The organism is Aeromonas rivuli (assembly GCF_020149575.1).
Taxonomy (GTDB): Bacteria; Pseudomonadota; Gammaproteobacteria; order Enterobacterales; family Aeromonadaceae; genus Aeromonas; species Aeromonas rivuli.
Window position 1 is genome coordinate 3,074,855 of the sequence record NZ_CP079742.1, and the last position, 21,278, is coordinate 3,096,132.

General features: G+C 55.5%; 18 protein-coding genes. 15 read left to right on the top strand and 3 right to left on the bottom strand.

What is annotated here, in order from left to right:
- Window positions 1-2: 2 nt before the first annotated feature.
- From KYK33_RS14115 to KYK33_RS14150, 8 genes are all read left to right on the top strand, one after another.
- On the top strand, window positions 3-1,472 hold the full coding sequence (locus KYK33_RS14115) for a YfjI family protein (protein ID WP_224430941.1): 1,470 nt from the start codon (window positions 3-5) through the stop codon (window positions 1,470-1,472).
- A 254-nt stretch (window positions 1,473-1,726) separates the two neighbouring features.
- Window positions 1,727-2,410: an inovirus Gp2 family protein gene (locus KYK33_RS14120; protein WP_224430942.1), complete on the top strand. Its 684-nt coding sequence runs from the start codon at window positions 1,727-1,729 to the stop codon at window positions 2,408-2,410.
- Window positions 2,411-3,164: 754 nt separating this feature from the next.
- Complete coding sequence (gene hcp1, locus KYK33_RS14125) at window positions 3,165-3,683, top strand: type VI secretion system effector Hcp1 (RefSeq protein ID WP_010634822.1); 519 nt, start codon at window positions 3,165-3,167, stop codon at window positions 3,681-3,683.
- Between the two features lie 181 nt (window positions 3,684-3,864).
- Window positions 3,865-5,943 (top strand): type VI secretion system Vgr family protein, encoded by a 2,079-nt coding sequence (locus KYK33_RS14130; RefSeq protein ID WP_224430943.1) that lies wholly within the window; start codon window positions 3,865-3,867, stop codon window positions 5,941-5,943.
- Window positions 5,943-6,692 carry a DUF4123 domain-containing protein gene (locus KYK33_RS14135; protein ID WP_224430944.1) on the top strand — a complete coding sequence of 250 codons (750 nt, stop codon included), beginning with the start codon at window positions 5,943-5,945 and terminating at the stop codon, window positions 6,690-6,692. Before KYK33_RS14130 ends, KYK33_RS14135 begins: the two co-directional genes overlap by 1 nt.
- On the top strand, window positions 6,693-7,193 hold the full coding sequence (locus KYK33_RS14140) for a membrane protein (protein WP_042040622.1): 501 nt from the start codon (window positions 6,693-6,695) through the stop codon (window positions 7,191-7,193).
- Window positions 7,190-8,950 carry a phospholipase effector Tle1 domain-containing protein gene (locus tag KYK33_RS14145; RefSeq protein WP_224430945.1) on the top strand — a complete coding sequence of 587 codons (1,761 nt, stop codon included), beginning with the start codon at window positions 7,190-7,192 and terminating at the stop codon, window positions 8,948-8,950. The genes KYK33_RS14140 and KYK33_RS14145 overlap by 4 nt, the downstream gene beginning before the upstream one ends.
- A complete protein-coding gene (locus tag KYK33_RS14150; RefSeq protein WP_224430946.1) occupies window positions 8,947-9,123 on the top strand; it encodes a hypothetical protein in 177 nt (58 codons plus the stop codon). Before KYK33_RS14145 ends, KYK33_RS14150 begins: the two co-directional genes overlap by 4 nt.
- 104 nt (window positions 9,124-9,227) lie before the next feature.
- Here KYK33_RS14150 and KYK33_RS14155 read toward each other — a convergent pair whose 3' ends face one another.
- Window positions 9,228-10,580 carry a tyrosine-type recombinase/integrase gene (locus tag KYK33_RS14155; RefSeq protein WP_224430947.1) on the bottom strand — a complete coding sequence of 451 codons (1,353 nt, stop codon included), beginning with the start codon at window positions 10,578-10,580 and terminating at the stop codon, window positions 9,228-9,230.
- 628 nt (window positions 10,581-11,208) lie between these two features.
- Between KYK33_RS14155 and KYK33_RS14160 the strand changes: the two genes are divergently transcribed.
- A complete protein-coding gene (locus KYK33_RS14160; RefSeq protein ID WP_224430948.1) occupies window positions 11,209-11,985 on the top strand; it encodes a MurR/RpiR family transcriptional regulator in 777 nt (258 codons plus the stop codon).
- A 194-nt stretch (window positions 11,986-12,179) separates the two neighbouring features.
- Window positions 12,180-13,616 carry a 6-phospho-beta-glucosidase gene (locus KYK33_RS14165; RefSeq protein ID WP_224430949.1) on the top strand — a complete coding sequence of 479 codons (1,437 nt, stop codon included), beginning with the start codon at window positions 12,180-12,182 and terminating at the stop codon, window positions 13,614-13,616.
- A 126-nt stretch (window positions 13,617-13,742) separates the two neighbouring features.
- Here KYK33_RS14165 and KYK33_RS14170 read toward each other — a convergent pair whose 3' ends face one another.
- A complete protein-coding gene (locus KYK33_RS14170) occupies window positions 13,743-14,165 on the bottom strand; it encodes a GNAT family N-acetyltransferase (RefSeq protein WP_224430950.1) in 423 nt (140 codons plus the stop codon).
- 167 nt (window positions 14,166-14,332) lie between these two features.
- On the opposite strand from KYK33_RS14170, the gene KYK33_RS14175 reads away from it, so the two are divergent.
- Window positions 14,333-14,833 (top strand): SRPBCC family protein, encoded by a 501-nt coding sequence (locus KYK33_RS14175; RefSeq protein WP_042040626.1) that lies wholly within the window; start codon window positions 14,333-14,335, stop codon window positions 14,831-14,833.
- A gap of 62 nt (window positions 14,834-14,895) precedes the next feature.
- Here the strand turns inward: KYK33_RS14175 and KYK33_RS14180 are convergent, their stop codons facing one another.
- Complete coding sequence (locus KYK33_RS14180) at window positions 14,896-16,173, bottom strand: NAD(P)/FAD-dependent oxidoreductase (RefSeq protein WP_224430951.1); 1,278 nt, start codon at window positions 16,171-16,173, stop codon at window positions 14,896-14,898.
- Window positions 16,174-16,496: 323 nt separating this feature from the next.
- On the opposite strand from KYK33_RS14180, the gene KYK33_RS14185 reads away from it, so the two are divergent.
- From KYK33_RS14185 to KYK33_RS14200, 4 genes are all read left to right on the top strand, one after another.
- The gene (locus KYK33_RS14185) at window positions 16,497-17,960 is read left to right on the top strand and encodes an NAD-dependent succinate-semialdehyde dehydrogenase (protein ID WP_224430952.1); all 1,464 of its coding nucleotides are present in this window, start codon (window positions 16,497-16,499) and stop codon (window positions 17,958-17,960) included.
- Window positions 17,961-18,110: 150 nt separating this feature from the next.
- A complete protein-coding gene (gene gabT / locus KYK33_RS14190; RefSeq protein WP_224430953.1) occupies window positions 18,111-19,388 on the top strand; it encodes a 4-aminobutyrate--2-oxoglutarate transaminase in 1,278 nt (425 codons plus the stop codon).
- A 299-nt stretch (window positions 19,389-19,687) separates the two neighbouring features.
- On the top strand, window positions 19,688-19,843 hold the full coding sequence (locus KYK33_RS14195) for a hypothetical protein (protein ID WP_157013903.1): 156 nt from the start codon (window positions 19,688-19,690) through the stop codon (window positions 19,841-19,843).
- A complete protein-coding gene (locus tag KYK33_RS14200; RefSeq protein ID WP_042040632.1) occupies window positions 19,843-21,189 on the top strand; it encodes an APC family permease in 1,347 nt (448 codons plus the stop codon). The genes KYK33_RS14195 and KYK33_RS14200 overlap by 1 nt, the downstream gene beginning before the upstream one ends.
- The last annotated feature ends 89 nt before the right edge of the window (window positions 21,190-21,278 follow it).

Consider the following 21,278-nt stretch of genomic DNA (forward strand, 5'->3'; position numbering starts at 1 on the left):
ATATGAATAATGCACCAATGATTAATATCACTGGCGATTTTCCAATCTACACCCTGGATGAGCGCTTGCAGCAGGTCATATGGCAAGCTCAACAGCAGACCCAAGCCCCTCTCGGACTCATCGCATCGTCTGTGCTGGGTGCGATGAGTCTAGCTTGCCAAGACATGGCAGATGTCAGCCCCAAAGAGGGCTTGGTACACACAACCTCTTTGTTCTTGATCACGCTAGGCGATTCAGGGGAAAGAAAGACGGCGGTGGACGAGCTAATCATGAAGCCATTTCGCTCGATGGAGCAAGCGTGTGAGGAACGTTACCGTTTGCAGCGCTTTGAATATGATATCGAGTTGAGCGTTTGGCAGACCGAGCAGAAAGCATACAAAGGAGCGTTGATCCAAGCGATTAAGAACGGGGAGGATATTTCAGCATGCAAGCAAGCGCTCAAACAGGTGGAAGCAAATAAACCTTCGCCCCCTTCTTGCCGGAAATGGATCCTCAATGATGTCACAAGTGCGGCTATCAAGCATGCTATCGGCACATATGGTCACTCTGTAGGGGTCTTTTCAGATGAGTCTGCCCATCTTTTCTCCAGTGATTTTATGCGAGATACGTCGGTGTTGAATTCACTCTGGGGTGGGAAGCCAATCTCTGCGGCACGAGCTTCTAACCAGAAGCTTACCTCGATAGATGATTATCGCTTTAGCCTTTCAATGATGGTTCAAAGCAAACTGTTTGAACGGTTCCTTGAGCGACAAGGAGAAAAGGCTAGGGAATCAGGTTTCTTCGCTCGTTGCTTGGTCTGTCAGCCAGATTCGACGCAAGGAACACGGTTCTTGGTCAACGACTCCGGTGTGAAGATCTCCAAAAGGAATGATGAGTTCCCCGACTTGGCGCATTTTCATCAGATGATTGAAGACATGCTCAATGACGCCCAACAACGCCACGATGCCGGGAAGCCTAGGGTATGTTTGACGCTCTCCCCGGCCGCACGTGAAAAGTGGTTTGAAATGGCCAATCGGGTTGAACGCCAATTAGGGAACTTTGGAGAATGGCGTGAATTCCGAGATTTCGCCTCAAAATTCATGGAGCATGCTTCTCGGATTGCAGCGGTATTGGAGTGTTTTACTACCCGCAACACGGAGATATCAGCTCTTAACATGCATGCTGGTATTAGCATCGTTGAATGGTACTTCCAGCACTTCGTTCAATTGTTCAGTCATCGTTCGATCCCAGACGATCTCCGAGAGATGAATGAACTAGAACGTTGGTTGGAAGTCAATCCTCATCGAGCGATTAACGGGTTGTTTAAGAAAAATGATATTCGTCGTTTTGGGCCAAACTGTGTACGAAATGCGATGAAATTGGACCGCGCATTGCAACGACTTTGTTTTAAAGGGGGGGCAACACTTTTATTCAATGGTCGAATGGCCGTAGTTAAATATCACCCACCCCAAATTAAATTTTCATTTTTATAAGTGCAGAGTACTTTATATTTAATTTCAACCAACTCTTTAACTTATATCACCATTCATGTTGTTAAAATATTGACTTTACACCTGGTTTTACACCACTTACAGTCTCGGTATTAGTTATATATACACCATTAATAAATCTGCATTACGTTAACAACATAAGCAATGAGACAACAACATAGATAATCAACAGTGTTAATAAATAACAGCATCTAAATTAATTAGCATGGACATCCCTATTCACGGACCAGAGGTTTATGAAAAATATACATACAACACAAGGTTATCAATTAAATGATAACGAAATTATTAGCCTTCAGGAAAAAGTTGGAAAATGGTATGACAATATATCACGGCCTTACCTAACGCGGATCTTAGATGTCGTTTACGCCGCTCTGGCTAGGTTCCCCAGAGTCTGGGCCATCCGCGTTGACCTACGCTTTGCACAAGATATATCGGATGAGAGTCCCGACTTGCTAATGTGTCTCCAACGGACAGATCACAAGGTCATTACGCGCTTTTTTGCATCACTCAAAAGCCAGCTGAGGGAGGTACATCGCCGTAAGGGGAAGACGGGAACACCAGACTTGTTTGAGTACATATGGGTACGGGAGCAGGACGGAGGGGGCTACCCTCACTACCACCTCGCCCTGTTGTTCAATAAAGACGAATATGCCTTCTTGGGCGACTACCGTGACTCAGGCGCTGATAACATGGCGACACGGATCCAGAAGGCCTGGTGTAGCGCGCTGGGCCTTGAGTATCCACATTATGCAAGCTTGGTTCACTTTCCAAAAAATGGGGTATATGTAATTGACAAGCGTTCGGCCACAGTACATTCAGAGAGCTATCTCAATTTCTTAATACGGATTGCCTACTTGGCAAAAGTCTACACGAAAGACATCAATGATGGTTATCGAAACATCGGTTGTAGCCAGTGATGTTGCGGGACGTTGGGGAGATTCAGAGGGAAGAAAGATACAATACTGAATGATACAAGAAGGATGATGAGGTCGAACGGTAACCAATCCCAATGATTATGTTGCTGACGCCCAAGACAACCCGTTCTTCCGCATCACCAACACCGCCTTTCTCTGCCCCCTCTTACCCGATATTAACAGCCAGAACCACGGGCTCTATTTTTTCAGTGCGAACATGCCAGCACCGCCCCATGCGGACGAAGCATTGAAGCGTGAGCAAGAGAAGCTCAGACCCATCGTTGACGCCTTTGATTACCTGTTCATCTCGCAATGTTTCATGAAACTCCAAGCTGAACCCGAGACTACCGAAGATACCAAGAGTCCCAGGCGCCCCAAAAACAGGATGATGAGGTCGTATCGTTTATAGGGAAGCACAGGGGCTATGGCTGAAGTGAATATGGTGGCCCCGACGCCCAGGGAGGAAGCCACGCAGATGGCCATCAGAAGGAGAAAAAATCAATATTTCAGCAGATCTCCTCAGTCAATTATGCTACTCAGTGCAATATATCGCTTCATTTACAGTGTCATTCCCTAACCACGCAACCAATTGCAATGGCATGACCTGTTTGGCGCAATATTTTGCGCGACGGCGTGCCCTTGTGGTTGAATTGGACCATAATCAACTGATAATAAAGCAATTTTAATTATGGCATGCACTGTGCCTGTGGTCGGTGGAGAGTTATCTCATTAAACCAATCCAATCAGGAGCATTACCATGCCAACACCGTGTTATATCAGCATTGAAGGTAAAACCCAGGGCAACATCACTGCCGGTGCCTTCACCTCAGATTCCGTCGGCAATATCTTCGTACAAGGCCATGAAGACGAGATGCTGGTACAAGAGTTCCAGCACGTCGTTACCGTGCCGACCGACCCGCAATCCGGTCAGCCTGCTGGTCAGCGTGTCCACAAGCCGTTCAAGTTCACCGTCGCCCTGAACAAAGCCGTGCCGCTGATGTACAACTCCCTGGCCTCCGGCGAGATGCTGCCGAAAGTGACTCTGAAGTGGTACCGCACTTCCGTGGAAGGCAAGCAGGAGCACTTCTTCTCTACCGTGCTGACCGACGCCACCATCGTCGACATCGACTGCCAGATGCCGCACTGCCAAGACCCGGCAAAATCCGACTTCACCCAGCTTATCCAGGTCTCCCTGGCCTATCGCAAAATCGACTGGGAGCACACCGTTGCCGGTACCTCTGGTGCTGACGACTGGCGTGCCCCCATCGAGGCCTAAACCTCGCTTGGGTTAGAGTATGTTTTCCTTGCTCCATACCCTGGGGCACAACTGGATTTCTGCTTGAAATCTGTGCGTTTTCCCGACCTTCGGGTCGGGCTTTTGTGTTTTGTCATGGTGCTATGATGGCGCGGATGCCATGTGGCTAGGCACCATGACAAAGCATAAAGGGATAATTTAAATGGCTCATCACACCGGATTACAATTCACCGTCAAGGTGGGGGCACCGCCCGAGACCACCTTCGTCGTCGCCTCTTTCAAGCTCAATGAATCGCTAAGTGCCCCCTTTGAGCTGCTGATTGAGGTTGCCAGCCCACTATCTGATGTCGCCTTCGCTGATGTGCTGGAGCAGCCTTGCGAATTGTTGGTGTGGTACCACGGCGAGTTGCAGCGCCGGGTGTGCGGCGTGGTGGGGGAATTCATGCAAGGGGACAGCGGGTTTCGCCGCACCCGCTACCAGTTGGTGGTGCGTCCTGCCTTGTGGCGCCTTGGCCTTCGCCGCAACGCCCGCATCTTCCAGGCTCAAAAGCCTGATGAAATCCTCAGCATCCTGCTGCAAGAGCACGGCATCACCGATTACGCCTTTGCGCTGAAAAATGAACACGCCCAGCGCGAGTACTGCGTGCAGTACCGGGAGAGCGACCTCGATTTCGTCAACCGCCTCGCTGCCGAAGAGGGCATTTTCTACTTCTTTGAGTTCGAGCAGGGCAAGCATCGAATCGTCTTTGCCGACGATGCCGCCGTGCTGCTGCAAGGCCCCGCGCTGTTCTTCAATCTCGGCAATCGCTCCTTGGAACAAGGCGCCTATATTCGCCAGTTCAGCTACCGTGAATCGGTGCGCCCTGCCGCCGTTGAGCTCAAGGATTACCACTTCCAGACCCCGGCCTACAGCCTCTCTCACCAAGCGATAGGCAGCGCCCTCGCTCATCAACGAGATACTTACCAACATTTCGATTATCCGGGTCGCTTCAAGCAGGACGGCAGCGGCAAGGCCTTCACTGGGTACCGGCTCGATGCGTTGCGCAATGACGCCGCCATCAGCACGGGCCAGTCCAACTGCGCCGCCCTCTTGCCCGGTCAGCGTTTCTCCTTGAGTGAGCATCCCAATGTGGCGCTGAATATTGACTGGCAAGTGGTCAGCGTCAGCCACGAAGGCACCCAGCCGCAAGCCCTGGAAGAGGAAGGGGGCGATGGCGCTACCACCATCACCAATGCATTTTCGGTCGTGAAGGCCCAGCAGACCTGGCGCCCGGCGATACCGCACAAGCCGATGGTGGATGGCCCGCAAATCGCCTTCGTGGTGGGCCCAGACGGGGAGGAGATTTACTGCGACGAACATGGCCGGGTGAAGCTGCAATTCCCCTGGGACCGTTACGGCAGCTCCAACGACATGAGCTCCTGCTGGGTACGGGTCAGCCAGGGCTGGGCCGGTGGCCAGTACGGCATGATGGCCATCCCGCGCATCGGCCACGAAGTCATCGTGAGCTTTTTGGAAGGTGACCCTGACCAGCCTATCGTCACTGGCCGCACCTTTCACGCCACCAACAGGCCACCCTACGAGTTGCCCGCCAACAAGACCCGCACCGTGCTGCGCACCGAAACCCACCAGGGGGAAGGTTTCAACGAACTGCGCTTCGAAGACCAGGCAAGCCAGGAAGAGATCTATATCCACGGCCAGAAAGACCTGAATGTGCTCACTCAGAATGATGCGGTCTGGCACATCAAGCGCGACCAGCATAGCGACATCGACAATGAGCGGGTGACCCGCATCAAGGCCAATGACCACCTGAGCGTTGATGGCGAGAAGCGCGACCATATCAAAGCTGATTACTCGCTGACCGTCGATGCCTCCCTGCATCAGAAAATTGCGCAGGCGCTACTGGTGGAAGCGGGCCAGGAAATTCACTTCAAATCAGGCCAAAAGGTGGTACTGGAAGCGGGTGCAGAGATCACGCTCAAAGTAGGCGGCAGCTTCGTCAAGGTGGATCCCAGCGGCGTCACTCTGATTGGCCCCACCATCAAGATGAACTCGGGCGGCAGTCCAGGTAATGGCACGGGCTGGGGCGGACAGGCCCCCTCGTTGCCGAAAGCTGTCGCGACTGAACCTTCTCCTGAGCACGTCACTATCGTCCCTATGACTCCAACGCAGGCGAGTGCAGAAGCCTTGCTAAAGACGTTGCCGCCAATGGAGAAACCCGTTTGTATCCCTTGCATGCTGCGAGCAATGAGGCAGGGTGATGCTGTCGTACAGGGGGAATAATGATGCTACCTGAGAAATTGTGGTCCGAAGATGCCTGTTATGTGCTGTTTGAAGGCGCAGAGCTTAAAGGTGAATTGCGAGAAACATTGATAGCCAACCAGAGCGGTCTCTTACGCCCGTTGCTGCTCCACCCGGATGTATTTGAACTGATTAATCTAGGCCCCTGGCTTTGGCACTGCCAACAAGCATCCGCCCCTTTGCTTGAGCAGATGATTGAGCAAGGAGTGGTACAAGGATTGATCCATAGTCAGCGTTCACTGGAAGAACTCCAGCAGCAGCTTGCCATGGGGTGCATGGTTGTAGAGCCCAAAGAGCGTCATAGTCAACTACTGCGTTTTTATACCTTATTAGCCTTACCCGTTATGCTGGCTCAGCGAGACTCGCCTTGGCATGCGTCTCTGTTTGGCGGCCTGAGTAACTGGTGGTGTTACCAGTGTGATGGTCAGTGGGAGCATTACTCTATTGAAGCCAAGCCAGCTGAGTTACGAGTGATTACCCTCACTGAGGAGTTGCAGGTAGCCTTGATGGGGGATCCCGAGGTACCAAGGTTGCTCACCATGTGGCAAGGCAGTGTACGCTTCCCACAATTCCCCGCCTGTATCCGTACCGATATGGCCGTGAAAGCCTTAAAGAAAGCAGATGATGCTGGAGCCCCTTCCTCCGATCGCTTGATATGGGGACTTACCTGGCTGGAAGGAGGTAGTCCAGCATTGGAAGAATTAAGAACCGCTGTTTTAGAGGATGTTTGAATGCGTAATTCGTTTTCTATCCGGATGTTTAATGCTGCCTGGGACTTGTTGCCCCGCTGGGGGCGCTGGCTGGCTGGTGTGTTGTTTGTTGCTTATCTGGTATGGGCCTTTGCCATTAAAGAAAACTTTGGCGGGGCCTTTCTGGTTCTCAATAATTTAATGGATCGCCCCATTACCTACCACTACGTCAATGGCAATATGGGAGGAAATGCTTTTGCCTTCGATGGTTTAAATGCAGGAGGTAAAATAGCAGGGCCCTATGATATATCGGGCAAGACAGTCACGATCGAATGGATGTTGAGTATGACCAAAACTCAGTATGACGAGCTGGGCTATCGTCCTGAAAAACACAAAGTAACGCTGCCGATGCCAGAGCGCAAACAGGGTGACGAATATTTTTACACCCTGATCATGCCCAATAATGAAGTCAAGGTGCGTTGGTCACCTAAGCCTGGGGCGTTTAAGGATGTGATCGCTACTTACCAGACGAGGAAGCAATGATGGTCGATTTGCATGATATGAAATGCCGGGCGGCGCGGGAGAGAAGTCTTCACCAAGCCGGTATTGGCACCTGTTCCCTGGCATGGCAAGTCGGTTTCTTCTTTGATGGTATGCGCCGCAATATCAATCAGGACAGCGATACGCACCGTTTGACCAATGTCTCTCGCCTGTTTCGGGCTCATCCGATACAAGAGTCGATGGACTTGGACTCCTCCTATCTTTATTCAGCTATTTATATCTCTGGGCTAGGCACTCCCTATGAAGATCAAACGGCCGACCGTCTGCATAGTGTGATGGACAGCCAGCAAAAGGCCTTGCTCGATGACACCCTGGATAGCACCAGCGGTCAAGCCAAAGAGGCAGCAGTCGATGCGCTATATGACGCCAATAAAAAGGATTGGTTTGATACCCTGTCACACAATCTGAAAGACCTCTTCAGCATCAAGGCGGCCAAGGCCGTTATCACAGATACCGCCCAGGGTATTGCCAAGAAGGTGACCCTGGAAGCACTACCGGCGCTCCGTGACCACCCCATGGTGATGGAGCAGTTTATGACCGGGGTTGACGCTCGGGTTGATGGCGCCAAAAGCAGCTTTAAAAAGCAATTTTCCTCTCTGAAGGCTGAAAGCCAACTGCCTATCAAGCTGATCCAGGTCTCGGTATTTGGCGCCGATCTGGGTGGCATTCTGGCCCGACGCTTTATCGATGAGCTGCTGGAAGAGGTCTGCACCAAGGAGGGGGATGAGTATCGCTATGAGGGGGCCAAGGTGGAAATCACCTTTGTGGGCCTGTTTGACTGCACCCGACGCAGCTCACTCGACTCTGGCGATACCATGGCCGATGCATTCAGCCTGGCCGGGCTGTTGGCCCGCCCCATTGCGGGGCCCCTAGAGTGGATAGGTGGGGGTAAGGTGATCGACTTTGACAAGGCGCTGCACCCTGCCGTGAAAAAGGCGCTCCATTTGGTGGCGGCCCACGAGCGGCGTGTCTACCGCCCTCTGGTACCGCTCGGGCCGTTGAAATCCACTTGGCGGGAGGAGTTGCTGCCGGGGGTAAGCGAAGATATTACAGGCGGCTTGCTGCCCAATGAACAGCGCCCCAGTGCCGAGTTGTGCCGGGTTGCCCTGCATCAGATGTATAACGCCGCTCGTAGTGGGGAAGTACCCTTTCCAAATTTCAATACCCTTCAGGAAATAGACCCATTAGTCGCAGAATATTTTGTAATGAATGACAATCTTGCTGGGAAATCGGTGCGTTTTTATAGCCGAAAATATATGCAAAAGGTGGGAAGTAACAAGCCATCACGCCAAGCGTTCGAACGTCACCAGCAAATTTACGCCTGGTGGCTTGGCAGGCAATATGCTGACTATAAGGCAAGGATGGAAACCCCCAGTTCGGAAGACCGGTCATGGCTTAAAGATCGCTGGGGATGGCTTGAATTCGTGCGTGATGAAGCGAAATATGTCGAACGAGCGGTAACCAACCCCAATGGTTATGTCGCCTATGCACAAGGCAGCAATGCACTCAAAATGGCGAAGACGTTTCTTTATCCGTCTCAACATACCTTCCCTGAAGAGGTGGGCATCTTTTTTGCCTACTTTATGCATGACTTTGTCAGCTCGACCGCTTTTACCGCTTCCCCCACCGAACAGGTAAAAATTAAAGACCAGTCTGAAACCATGATTAGCTCCCATCATTTTTTTCTACCCAGAGGGATCGAAGCGATTGAAGCGAGCGAAAAGGATCAAGCGGCATGAAGCAGTATCAAAGCTGGTTGGCTGAGTACTTGGTGAGTCGCCGCGATGGCGACCACGCCATGTCTGCAGCCCTGGCCGAGAGCATCAGTGAGTTTTGGCAGGCAAGAGGTGATCAGGCTGAGCATGCAAAGTGGCAGAAGGTCTATCGGGAACACTGCCAGCAAGCTGTTTGATCTGGAAAAGGCTAAAAATAAACAGCATGGAAACGGCCCAATTGGGCCGTTTCTTTTTGTAGTGCCTGGACGATATCAATTTGTCTATGGATTGAACACGCTGCTCAGCGTTTACCGAATCGGCCTTGGATGACGTTATCGCCAAGAGCTGGTGATTTTTCCACTTCATGTTGGACTATCCGTTGCTTCACAAACTCCCCCCATCGTAGAAACAGGCTCCTAAGTTTTTCTGGGTTACGCAGAGCGCCTGCCTGATAAGTTCGCAGCAGCTTGTCGCTGATCTGGTGGTTCAGCATATGCTCAATTTCCAAAGGTCCGGCACCAAGCTCAATACCGCAGCAGTTTGCGACGCTACGCCGTAGATCGTGCACGCTGAAGGGGTCAAGTTCGGCTAGCTTACGCTTCTGCAACCGCTCAATGGCCCGCATAAGAGCATCACCCGTGATCGCATGCCCACGTCTTGTCATCGATTCGAACACATAGGGGCTGGTGGGCGAGGCTATCATTCGCTGCTCTGCAATGATCTCCTGAGCCAGTGGTGACAAGGTCACCACGTGTGGTCGCCCACTTTTGGTCTCAGGTATGGTCCAGCGGTCGCCATCCAGGTGTGCCCACTGCATCGAGATCACCTCCCCTCGACGAACAGCGCTCAGGATAATCATTTTGATTGCGTTGGAGACACTGCCGGACAGGACTGAGGTCGCTGCAATGCCACGACCACCAGCAGCCAAAGCACCACCTCCTGTGATCCCCTCCTCTAACGCTTGCCATAGCGCTCGCAGTTCACTGACAGGCAACCATCGCTCCCGAGGCGGATTGGGTGTTGCACTATACACCCTGGGTTTAAGCGCCAATGTGGGGCTCATCTCGATGAGTTGTCGTCGCATCGCCTCTTCCATCATCTGGTGCATGATCCCCATCGCTTTGCGCAGCCCTTCCAGAGAGACCTTCTGCAACTTCTGATAGTGCTGGTGCAACACTGCCATGGTGATATCGCAGATACGATAGTTGCCAAGCGCTTTTTGTAAGTGGGTTTGATAGATACGACGGTAATCAGAGACGGTTCGAGGGCTGATTTCAGAACGAACCCCATCACGGCGTTTGACGCTGGCTTTGTGGGCAAGCCACTGTTCAAACAACTCATCAAGCACGAGCATCTGCTCGTTCTTTTGCTTCGTCTCTGCAATAGCCTGGCGGGGATCTATGCCCTGCTTGACTTGCCCCACAGCGATACAATGCCGCTCGCGAGCTTGAGCAAGGCCCATCGCCGGGTACAGCCCCAGAACCATGGTCTGCTGTTTACCCAGCAGCCTAAATCGATACACGAAACGCTTTTGCTTACCGGCCCTGACTTCGAGTGACAACCCGTTACCGTGTTTAGAGCTGATAGCAAATCGGGTTGCAGTTGCATCTTCTTTAAGCTCTGCCGCCGCGACCTGTCGATCTTGAGATATCATCCTAAAACCTCATATTGGGGTACCACATGGGGTACCACATTTGGCATCGTATAGGGTTGTTCCGCGTTGGACAACAATGAACAAGACAAAAACCTAACCAACTGAATTTAATCTATTTAGTGGATTTATATTGGATTGTACAATACCGGGTTAGACAGTAATCACATGACTTCGTAATGCGAAGGTCGCAGGTTCGACTCCTGTTACCGGCACCAGCCAAGTCAAAGGACTAGCCTCATCAGAGGTTAGTCCTTTGTTTTATTGGGTAAGTTTGCTCTTGTTTACTCTCTGCCATCATGGATGCGTGCTTGTTAAATTCCAAAATAAGACTGCCAGCCACTGGAAAACACCTTCATTAAAATAACAAGCTGATGGCCACCTCAGTTATTAAACGCTCTGAATTAAAAAAACATTTAAATAAAGTTGATATGATTTCTTTTAATTTAAAAGCTTTTAAAAAATCCATAAATATATAGATTATTGCTTTCATCCAAAAATCATATATGTTGAAACATGCTTTTTAATACTACATCGATGGCATCGTTAATAACCATTAAGTCAATCCGCATTCTAAAAGTACTCATATCCGGGCAGGTTCCAATTTACAAGCCGTGGTATCGTTGCCATCATGGCTCTTTCTGGCACTACTGATAGCGACCCGGCGGCTCCCATCATGTTCGATCACCTCTCCCTCTCCACCTTCAACGAACTAGAGCTGATGGTGTATCACTATGTCATCAAGCACAGGGAGCAGATCCCCTACATGCGGATCCGTGAGCTGGCACAGGCGGCCGGGGTGTCGACCACCACGGTACTGCGTTTTTGCAAGAAGCTGGGCTGCACGGGTTTTTCCGAGTTTCGGATCCGCTTCAGGCTCTCTTTGGAGCAAGACACGGCATCGGTTACCCGCTTCGGGGTCAATGAGCTGATGAGTTTTTTCAAGAGCATCAACAACCCCGAGTTCGAGACCCTGATCGATCAAGCCGCCGCCCTGATCTCGGATGCCGAGCGTGTCCTGTTCGTCGGAGTCGGCACCTCGGGCTCCCTCGGCAAATATGGAGCCAGATTCTTCTCCAACGTCGGCAAGTTCAGCAACCATATCGACGACCCCTATTACCCTATTAGCACCGACACCTTTCATAATGCCGTCGCCATTATTCTCTCGGTCTCTGGTGAAACGCAGGACATGTTAAAGTTGGCGCAAAAATTCAGTTTCCATAAATGTAAAATAATCAGCATTACTAATAGCGAGACCTGTTCGCTGGCTAAACTGGCAGACTTCAATCTCTCCTACCACATGCCGCAGTTCATGGTTGGCCACAACCATAATATCACGACCCAAGTGCCCGTTGTTTATATCATCGAGACCATAGGCCGCCGTCTGACGGCAAATCCACCTGCCTGAAAACAACTTGTTTTTTGATTGTGACAAGTCACGAATAACCTATTTCGTTATATCGTGACTTTGTTATTTGCTTTGCTAACATCAGCCCATCACACCTCGCCCTGAACCGCGCCCAATCATGGGGCTCTTACCGATTGCTCGGCGAGGATCACCCATTCCATGCCCTTATTCGGGCCTTGATGAGAGAGAAGCCAATGAAACAGCAAGGATTACCAAAAGACTTTCTGTGGGGCGGCGCAGTCGCGGCCCATCAGGTAGAAGGGGCCTGGGATCAGGGCGGTAAAGGGCCCAGCATAGTGGACGTGCTATCGAGTGGCGCCCATGGGGTCGACAGGGTCATCACCGACGGCGTACTGCCCGGCTATCACTATGGCAACCATGAGGCGGTGGATTTTTATCACCACTACCAGCAGGACATAGCCCTGCTGGCCGAAATGGGCTTCAAGTGCTTTCGCACCTCCATCGCCTGGTCGCGCATCTTCCCCAAGGGGGACGAACTGGTTCCCAACGAGCAGGGCCTGCAATTTTATGACGACCTGTTCGATGAACTGCTCAAACATGGCATAGAGCCCGTCATTACCCTCTCCCATTTCGAGATGCCCTGGCACCTGGTCAAGGAGTACGGCGGCTGGAAGCACCGCAAGCTGGTCGAGTTCTTCGTGCGCTTTAGCGAGACAGTGCTGCGCCGCTATCAGCACAAGGTCAAATACTGGATGACCTTCAACGAGATCAACAACCAGCGTAACTGGCGTTCTCCCCTGTTTGGCTACTGCTGCTCAGGCGTTATCTACAACCAGGAACCGAACCCGGAAGAGTGCATGTATCAGGTACTGCACCACCAGTTTGTGGCCAGCGCCCAGGTGGTCAAACTTGGCCACGAGATCAACCCTGAGTTCCAGATCGGCTGCATGATAGCCATGGTGCCCCTCTATCCCTACTCCTGCCATCCGGACGATGTGATGTATGCCCAGGAGGCGATGCGCGAGCGTTTCTTGTTCAGCGACGTCCATGTCCGTGGCGCCTATCCGAGCTATATCCGCAAGGAGTGGCAGCGCAAGGGCTACCAGATAGTCATGGAGCCCGGTGACGAACAGATACTGCGCGAGGGTTGCGTCGACTACATCGGCCTGAGCTACTACATGAGCAATGTGGTACGTGCCCACCATCAGGGCAGCGGCACCGCCCTGTCAGGCTTCGAAGGCGGGGTGCCCAACCCGCACCTCAAGGCTTCGGACTGGGGTTGGCAGATAGACCCGGTCGGCCTGCGCTACAGCCTCAATATTCTCTACGAGCGTTACAACAAGCCACTGTTCATCGTCGAGAACGGCTTCGGCGCCCTGGACAAGCCGGGTGAAAACGGTGAGGTACAAGATGACTACCGCATCGAATACCTCAGCGCCCACATCGCACAGATGAAGAAAGCGGTGATTGAGGATGGGGTCGAGCTGATGGGCTACACCCCCTGGGGCTGCATCGATTGCGTCTCCTTCACCACCGGGGAGTACCGCAAACGCTATGGCTTCATCTATGTGGACAAACACGACGATGGTAGCGGCAGCCAGGCGCGCAGCAAGAAGCAGAGCTTCCATTGGTACCAAGAGGTAATAAAGAGCAACGGTGAAACCCTCTGAGCTCCCCCTGGGGCCAGCTCATTGGCGCCATCAAGATAAGAGAAGGGCTGCCTCAGGGCAGCCCTTCTTCCTTGTTGAAGCCTTGACTGATCATGAATGATCGATGAGCTCACCGACCCGTATGGCTTAATAGAGGCAGAGTCGGCGCCAGGGCCCGGTGACCTCGCATAATCCCGTCTCCTCGGTCGGCTCCCAACCGAGACGCCGATAGAAGGCAAGGGCGGCGGTATTATTGATGGCCACCTTGAGGGACGCCGGTCTGGGCAGTTCGGACAGGGCTTTATCGAGCAAGGCGCGCCCCACCCCCTGACCATGCCAATCGGCAGAAACATAGAGATGATGAACGAAACTGTCTGGCGCCCAGATGGCGATAAAGCCGCAGGGAGTGCCGCCCTGCTCTGCGACCCAGATCTGTTCACCACTGATCTGTTCGGAAAAATCGTCAAGGGCAAACAGCGAAGGCTCTACCCAATGAAACGTCTGGCGACGCCCTTTTTGAAACAGACGGGATAATGGTGCCACATCCGCCTCTGTCATGGCTCTGATCATCAGCCTCTCTCCCTTGCATGGCCCGGTTCGAGCACTCTATTGGCTATCAGCTTACCCCAGATGGGTGGCAGGATCCGGTTCACAAGCAGGCGGGCTGCTGTTAATTTGAACAGGTGAGGGGCTATACTGCCCGGGTCCCGCCTACGGATGTGTGAGGTTTGCCGACCATGGATAACAAGCAACTTGAAGGTAACATTTTTATTCCTGCCCACCTAGATGATGTCTGGCACGCCTGGACGACGGAGAGCGGGCTACGCAGCTTTCTCGCTCCGGAGTGCCTGATGGTGGCCGAACCCAATGGCCCGTTCGAGATCTACTTCCGCCCCGATGCCCCCCATGGCGAGCGGGGCAGCGAGGGGTGCCGGGTCATGGCCGTCATGCCCCATGACTTGCTCAGTTTCAGCTGGAATTTTCCCCCCCACCTGCCCCATGTGCGCCAGCAGAAGACCCAGGTCAGCCTGCGTTTCGTGCCCGAAGACCAGGGCACCCGCCTCCATCTGCTGCAGACCGGTTGGGCCAATGATCCGGACTGGGATGAGGGCTACGACTACTTTCGCCATGAATGGTTGGACGTCGTGCTGCCCCGCCTGCAATACCGTTTCACCCACGGCCCCATCGACTGGCACAACCCTCCCAGCGGCCAGCAACTCAAATGCCTGGCGCAATGACCAGGCCTGCATGAAAGAGACCGCCCTCAGGCGGTCTCTTGTCATTGGCCGAGCGCCATCGCTCACACTCCCAACCGATCCCGCAGGCTGTACCAGGCGGCGCCGGCGGCGGTGAAGGGGATGCGGAACAGACGGCCGCCCGGGAAGGGGTAATGGGGGAGCTTGGCGAAGGCGTCGAAACGCTCCGCCTGGCCGCTCAACACCTCGGAGAGCAACTTGCCCGCCAGATGGGTGCAAGTGACGCCGTGGCCACTGTAGCCCTGCATGTAATAGATGTTGGGGCCGATGCGGCCAAACTGCGGCAGGCGCGACATGGTCAGCAGAAAGTTGCCGGTCCAGGTGTATTCCACTTTGACGTCGGCCAGCTGAGGGAAGGTCTTGAGCATCTTGGGGATGATGAGCCGCTCGATGTCAGCGGGATCCCGGGCGCCATAGACGACACCGCCGCCGTAGATCAGGCGGTGATCCCCTGTGGTGCGGTAGTAGTCGAGCAGGTAGTTGCAATCTTCCATGCAGTAGTTCTGCGGCAGCAGTTGCCGGGCACGCTCCTCGCCTATCACCTCGGTGGTCACTACCTGGGTGCCACAGGGCATGCTCTTGCCCGCCAATTCCGGCACCAGATCCCCCAGATAGGCATTACCCGCCACCACCACGAAGCGTGCCTTGACCGCCCCCTTGGCGGTGCGCACCAGCGCCGGTTGACCCGGCTCTATGCTGGTGACCGCTGACTGCTCGAAGATGCGCCCACCCAGACTGCGAATGGCCTCGGCCTCCCCCAGCGCCAGATTGAGGGGATGGATATGACCACCGCGCTTGTCGAGCAGGCCGCCGACGTAGCGATCGCTCCCCACCACCTGGCGTATCCCCTCTTTATCCAGCAGCTCCAGCTGATCGTTGCCCCATTTGCGCCAGCGCAGTTGCTGGGCCTTGAGCTCGTGCAGCTGACGCTCGGTATCGGCGGCAAAGACGCCCCCCTGCTGCAAGTCACATTGAATGTCGTAGCGTTTGATGCGCTCGCGAATGATGTCGCCCCCCTCAAACAACATGCTGCCGAGCAGCCTGGCCTGATCCGGCGGGCAGCTCGCCTCTATATTGTCGATGTCGCGGCTGTAGGAGTTGACTATCTGGCCGCCGTTGCGACCGCTGGCACCGAAACCGACCCTGACCGCCTCCAGCACCACCACCGAATAGCCCTTCTCCACCAGATGCAGGGCACTGGACAGGCCGGTATAGCCGGCCCCTATGATGCAGACATCGCACTCAAGCTGCTCATCCAGACTGGGGAAAGGCGCATGGGTATTGGCACTGGCGGCGTAGTAGCTCTTCACATGTTCGGTCATGATCCCTCGTTCCTCACAAGATTGCGCTCAATAATGGCTGAAATGGGGCCTTGCCTGGTCCCTTTTCGGGGGCGGGACTGGGTGGCTTGTGCATCGAACGGATTGCGCCGTCCGTTCATTATTTTGCACACCCATGACCGCAAATCTGTCAATGACACCACTTCTAGCACGCCAACACCGCCCTGAGCAACCGCATTTAACACTTGAAAAACAAAACGGCGGCCATTATGGTCATCCAGTGCTTATTATTCTATACAGCAAGCGTGCCGGATAATCCCATGCCATCCCATCCAGAACGCCCTGAATCTACCGCCGAGGCCCCCATGTCACAGACAGCGCAGCTCGAACCCCTGACTCACTCCCTTGCCTTTATAGATGGTCGCTGGTGCCAGGCCCACAGCGGTCGCCAGTTCGAGGTGACCAACCCGGCCACGGGTGAACTCATCACCCGGGTGCCAGACATGGATGGTGCCGATACCCAGGCCGCCATCGAAGCCGCCCATGCTGCTCAGCCTGCCTGGGCGGCACTCACCGCCAAGGAGCGCAGTGCCAGATTGATGCGCTGGTATGAGCTCATCATGGCGAACCAGGATGCCCTGGCGCGGCTGATGACCCGGGAGCAGGGCAAGCCCCTGGCCGAGGCCAAGGGGGAAGTCGCCTATGGTGCCAGCTTTATCCAGTGGTTCGCGGAAGAGGGCAAGCGCGCCTACGGCCGCACCATACCGGGATTCAGTGGCGACAGGCGCCTGGCCACCATCAAGCAGCCGGTCGGGGTCGTGGCCGCCATCACCCCCTGGAACTTCCCCATCGCCATGATCACCCGCAAGGCAGGCCCGGCCCTGGCCGCCGGTTGTACCATCGTCATCAAGCCCGCCGCCGAAACGCCCCTGTGCGCCCTGGCCCTGGCTGCACTGGCCGAGCAGGCCGCTATTCCGGCCGGGGTGCTCAACATAGTCACCTCCCATCAGGCCGCCATCGTCGGGGATGAGCTCTGTGCCAACCCCCTGGTACGCAAGCTCTCCTTCACCGGCTCGACCCGCATCGGCAAGCTGTTGATGCGCCAATGCGCCGACACCATGAAGCGCGTCTCCCTGGAGCTGGGCGGCAACGCCCCCTTCATCGTGTTCGACGATGCGGACTTGGACGCCGCCGTGACCGGGGCCCTCGCCTCCAAATACCGCAATGCGGGCCAGACCTGCGTCTGCGCCAACCGCATATTGGTGCAGGCCAGCGTCTATGACGCCTTCGCCGAGAAGCTGGCCGCCGCGGTGCGCGCCTTCAAGGTGGGAAATGGCCTTGGTGAAGGCAGCCAGATTGGCCCCCTCATCAACCAGACCGCCGCCGACAAGGTCGCCACCCTGGTGGAGCAGGCTCAGGCTGCCGGTGCCCAGGTACTGGTAGGTGGCAAGATCCACAGCGCTGGCCCCCTCTTCTACAGCCCGACCATATTGACCCACGTCCAGGCCGATAACCCCATTCTGCAGGAGGAGATCTTCGGCCCCGTCGCGCCCTTGGTGCGCTTTGAGACCGAAGCCGAGGCCATCGCCATCGCCAACGACACCCCTTACGGCCTGGCCGCTTACTTCTATGGCCGTGACATCGCCCGGGTGTGGCGGGTCGCCGAACGTCTTGAGTACGGCATGGTGGGCATCAACGAAGGGATCATCTCTACCGAGCTGGCGCCCTTTGGCGGCATCAAGGAGTCTGGCCTGGGCCGGGAAGGGGCCGCCGAGGGACTCGATGAGTATCTGGAAACCAAATATCTCTGCTTCGGCTCCATTGCATAATAAAACAAATTAATAGATATTTTATTCACAATGATGGGGCATAGGACAACCAGGCCCCCTGTGATGGGCAACCTAAGGATGGGGAGCGACAGCCAGGCTGCCGACTCATCAACATACAGTGAGGGGCTTGCCCCTGATGGGAGAATCAAGATGAGTAATCAATCCTGGCAAGCGCGCCGCGAAGCCGCCGTGGTCAACGGCGTGGGCACCCTGATGCCGGTCTTTATCGACAGGGCCCAGAATGCCGAGCTGTGGGATGTGGAGGGCAACCGCTACATCGACTTTGCCTCGGGCATCGCCGTGCTCAACACCGGCCACAACCACCCCAAGGTGGTGGCCGCCGTGCGCGAGCAACTGGAAAAATTCAGCCACACCTGCTTCCAGGTTACCCCCTACCCCGGCTACATCGAGCTTGCCGAGAAACTCAATGCCCTGGTACCGGGATCGACCCCCAAGCGTACCCTGTTTCTCTCCACCGGCGCCGAGGCGGTGGAGAACGCCATCAAGATAGCCCGCGCCCATACCGGTCGCAGCGGCACCATCGCCTTCAAGGGGGGCTTCCATGGCCGCACCATGATGGGCATGGCGCTCACCGGCAAAGTGGTGCCCTACAAGACAGGGTTCGGCCCCCTGCCGGGAGAGGTCTATCACCTGCCCTTCCCCGCCGATTATCTGGGGGTGAGTGAGGCCGATGCCTTGGCCGCACTGGATCTCTGCTTCAGTGCCGACATAGAACCGACCCGGGTCGCGGCCATCATCATCGAGCCGGTACAGGGCGAAGGGGGCTTCTACCCAGCCTCCTCCGGCTTCATGCAGAGTTTGCGCAACGTCTGCGATCAGCACGGTATCGTGCTCATCTGCGACGAGATCCAGAGCGGTTTCTGCCGCACCGGCAAGACCTTTGCCACCGAATACAGCGGCATAGAGCCGGACATCATGACCCTGGCCAAGAGCCTGGCGGGTGGCTTCCCGCTCTCGGCCGTGGTCGGCAAGGCGGCTATCATGAACGCCGCCAAACCCGGTGGCCTGGGGGGCACCTATGCGGGCTCCCCCATCGCCTGCGCCGCCGCCCTGGCGGTGCTCGACGTCATTGAGGAGGAGCAACTCAATCGGCGCGCCCAGGCCCAGGGCGAGCAGCTCAAGGCCCGCTTGCACCAGCTTGCCGAGCGTTTCGACTGCATCGGCGATATCCGTGGCCCGGGCGCCATGGTGGCCATGGAGCTGGTCAAGGGCCGCGATGCCCGCCAACCGGACGCCGATCTCACCAAGCGTCTGGTGGCCGAGGCGGGCAAACAGGGGCTGGTATTGCTCTCCTGTGGCGTGCGGGCCAACGTCATCCGCTTCCTGGCGCCGCTCACCGCCGCACCGACGCTGGTAGACGAGGGGCTGGACAAACTGGAGCGGGCCCTGACCGCCGCCCTCGCCTAGGGCGGATACCGGCAACCTCAGCCCGGGCCCTGTGCCCGGGCTGAGTCTTTACCCCAGAACAAGCCCCTGAACTTGCACCAAATATTTGCACTCCACCGGGCTGCCATGGGTTGTCATCCCCGTCCATCTGGGGCAAAATTCGCGCCGCTAAAATAACCGACTTGGTTGCCAAGTCGGTTATTTTCATTTTGTTGTTTACCACCAAACCGAGGCCGGGCCTTTTCCCGGAAATGATATCCGGGGTCGCACTCATAGATGGCGCGAACCCACCCATGATTTATGCCGCTATGAGGAACAAGATGGGGCTCTCTTATACTTCGTCTCCGCTCGCCGGAGTCAGCCTTGGCAACGCGATTGCCAACGACCTCTGCACCACTCTGTCGAGTGTGCGTCTGTTCAGTCCCCTGGCGTCTCGCCATGACCATGCCCTGGCGGCAATGCAGGAGGTTCGCTGATGTCTGATGCACCGGTTCGCCTCAAAAAAACCCTCAAATTATGGCAAGTCGTGGTCATCGGCCTCGCCTACCTGACCCCCATGGCGGTGTTCGACACCTTCGCCATGGTCTCCGACATCACCAGCGGCCACGTCGCCACCTCCTACCTGCTGGCCCTGGCCGGGATACTGTTCACCGCCATCAGCTACGGTCATCTGGTGCGCAAGTATCCCTCCGCCGGCTCGGCCTACACCTACACCCAGAAGACCTTCCATCCCTATGTGGGCTTCATGGTGGGCTGGTCGTCCCTGCTCGACTACCTCTTCATGCCGATGATCAACATGCTGTTGGCCAAGATTTACCTGACCGCCATGTTCCCCGGGGTCGAACCCTGGATCTTTATCTTCGGACTGGTGAGCGTGATGACCCTGCTCAACCTTCGCGGCATCAATCTGGTGGCCAACTTCAATGGCCTGATCGTGCTGGTGCAGGTCGCCATCATACTGGTATTCCTCGCCCTGATGGCCCATGCGGTCTACTTCGGCGAGGGAGAAGGGAGTGTGCTGAGCAGCCGTCCCTTCTATTCGGAGCACACCGCCTTGCTGCCGCTCTTTACCGGCGCCACCATCCTCTGCTTCTCATTCCTGGGCTTCGATGGCCTGAGTTCGCTCAGTGAAGAGACCCCCAACGCCGGCAAGGTGATCCCCCGCGCCATCCTGCTGACCGCCCTCATCGGCGGCATCATATTCGTGCTGGTCTCCTACTTCCTGCAGCTCTATTTCCCGGACATCAGCCGCTTCAAGGAGCCCGATGCCGTGCTGCCGGAGATCGCCCTCTACGTCGGTGGCAAGCTGTTCCAGAGCATAGTGCTGGTCAGCACCACGGTCGCCGTACTGGCCTCGGGCATGGCGGCCCACGCTGGCGTGTCACGGATCCTCTACGTGATGGGGCGCGATGGCGTCCTGCCCGAGAAGGTGTTCAGCTATGTGCACCCCACCTGGCGTACCCCGGCCATCAACGTGCTGCTGGTCGGTGCCCTGGCGCTCTCCGCCGTCTCCTTCGATCTGGACATCGCCCTGGCGCTGGTCAACTTCGGCGCCCTGGTCGCCTTCACCTTCGTCAACCTGTCGGTGATCGCCCAGTTCTATGTGCGCGAGCAGCGTAACAAGACCCTCAAGGATACGGTCTGCTTCCTGCTGCTGCCCCTGTGTGGCGCCGCGACCATAGGCCTGCTCTGGCTCAACCTGGAGCTGAGCTCCCTCTATCTGGGCCTCATATGGGCCGGCCTGGGTCTGGTCTACCTGGTGCTGCGCATCAAGCTCTCCCAGGCGCCCCTGCGGGAGTACGAAGAGGCCGAGCTGCAATAAGCCACGCCGTTCACAGCAAGCAAAAAGGGGAGCCATTAGCTCCCCTTTTATCATTCACAATCCGGCATCCTGCGGCTATGGAGATACGT

Coding starts and splice junctions, on each gene's coding strand:
- KYK33_RS14120 (WP_224430942.1), top strand. CDS start 1,727: ATGAAAAATATACATACAACACAAGGTTATCAATTAAATGATAACGAA.
- KYK33_RS14165 (WP_224430949.1), top strand. CDS start 12,180: ATGAAACAGCAAGGATTACCAAAAGACTTTCTGTGGGGCGGCGCAGTC.
- KYK33_RS14150 (WP_224430946.1), top strand. CDS start 8,947: ATGAAGCAGTATCAAAGCTGGTTGGCTGAGTACTTGGTGAGTCGCCGC.
- KYK33_RS14130 (WP_224430943.1), top strand. CDS start 3,865: ATGGCTCATCACACCGGATTACAATTCACCGTCAAGGTGGGGGCACCG.
- KYK33_RS14145 (WP_224430945.1), top strand. CDS start 7,190: ATGATGGTCGATTTGCATGATATGAAATGCCGGGCGGCGCGGGAGAGA.
- KYK33_RS14200 (WP_042040632.1), top strand. CDS start 19,843: ATGTCTGATGCACCGGTTCGCCTCAAAAAAACCCTCAAATTATGGCAA.
- gabT (WP_224430953.1), top strand. CDS start 18,111: ATGAGTAATCAATCCTGGCAAGCGCGCCGCGAAGCCGCCGTGGTCAAC.
- hcp1 (WP_010634822.1), top strand. CDS start 3,165: ATGCCAACACCGTGTTATATCAGCATTGAAGGTAAAACCCAGGGCAAC.
- KYK33_RS14185 (WP_224430952.1), top strand. CDS start 16,497: ATGTCACAGACAGCGCAGCTCGAACCCCTGACTCACTCCCTTGCCTTT.
- KYK33_RS14135 (WP_224430944.1), top strand. CDS start 5,943: ATGATGCTACCTGAGAAATTGTGGTCCGAAGATGCCTGTTATGTGCTG.
- KYK33_RS14180 (WP_224430951.1), bottom strand. CDS start 16,173: ATGACCGAACATGTGAAGAGCTACTACGCCGCCAGTGCCAATACCCAT.
- KYK33_RS14175 (WP_042040626.1), top strand. CDS start 14,333: ATGGATAACAAGCAACTTGAAGGTAACATTTTTATTCCTGCCCACCTA.
- KYK33_RS14155 (WP_224430947.1), bottom strand. CDS start 10,580: ATGATATCTCAAGATCGACAGGTCGCGGCGGCAGAGCTTAAAGAAGAT.
- KYK33_RS14195 (WP_157013903.1), top strand. CDS start 19,688: ATGGGGCTCTCTTATACTTCGTCTCCGCTCGCCGGAGTCAGCCTTGGC.
- KYK33_RS14115 (WP_224430941.1), top strand. CDS start 3: ATGAATAATGCACCAATGATTAATATCACTGGCGATTTTCCAATCTAC.
- KYK33_RS14170 (WP_224430950.1), bottom strand. CDS start 14,165: ATGATCAGAGCCATGACAGAGGCGGATGTGGCACCATTATCCCGTCTG.
- KYK33_RS14140 (WP_042040622.1), top strand. CDS start 6,693: ATGCGTAATTCGTTTTCTATCCGGATGTTTAATGCTGCCTGGGACTTG.
- KYK33_RS14160 (WP_224430948.1), top strand. CDS start 11,209: ATGGCTCTTTCTGGCACTACTGATAGCGACCCGGCGGCTCCCATCATG.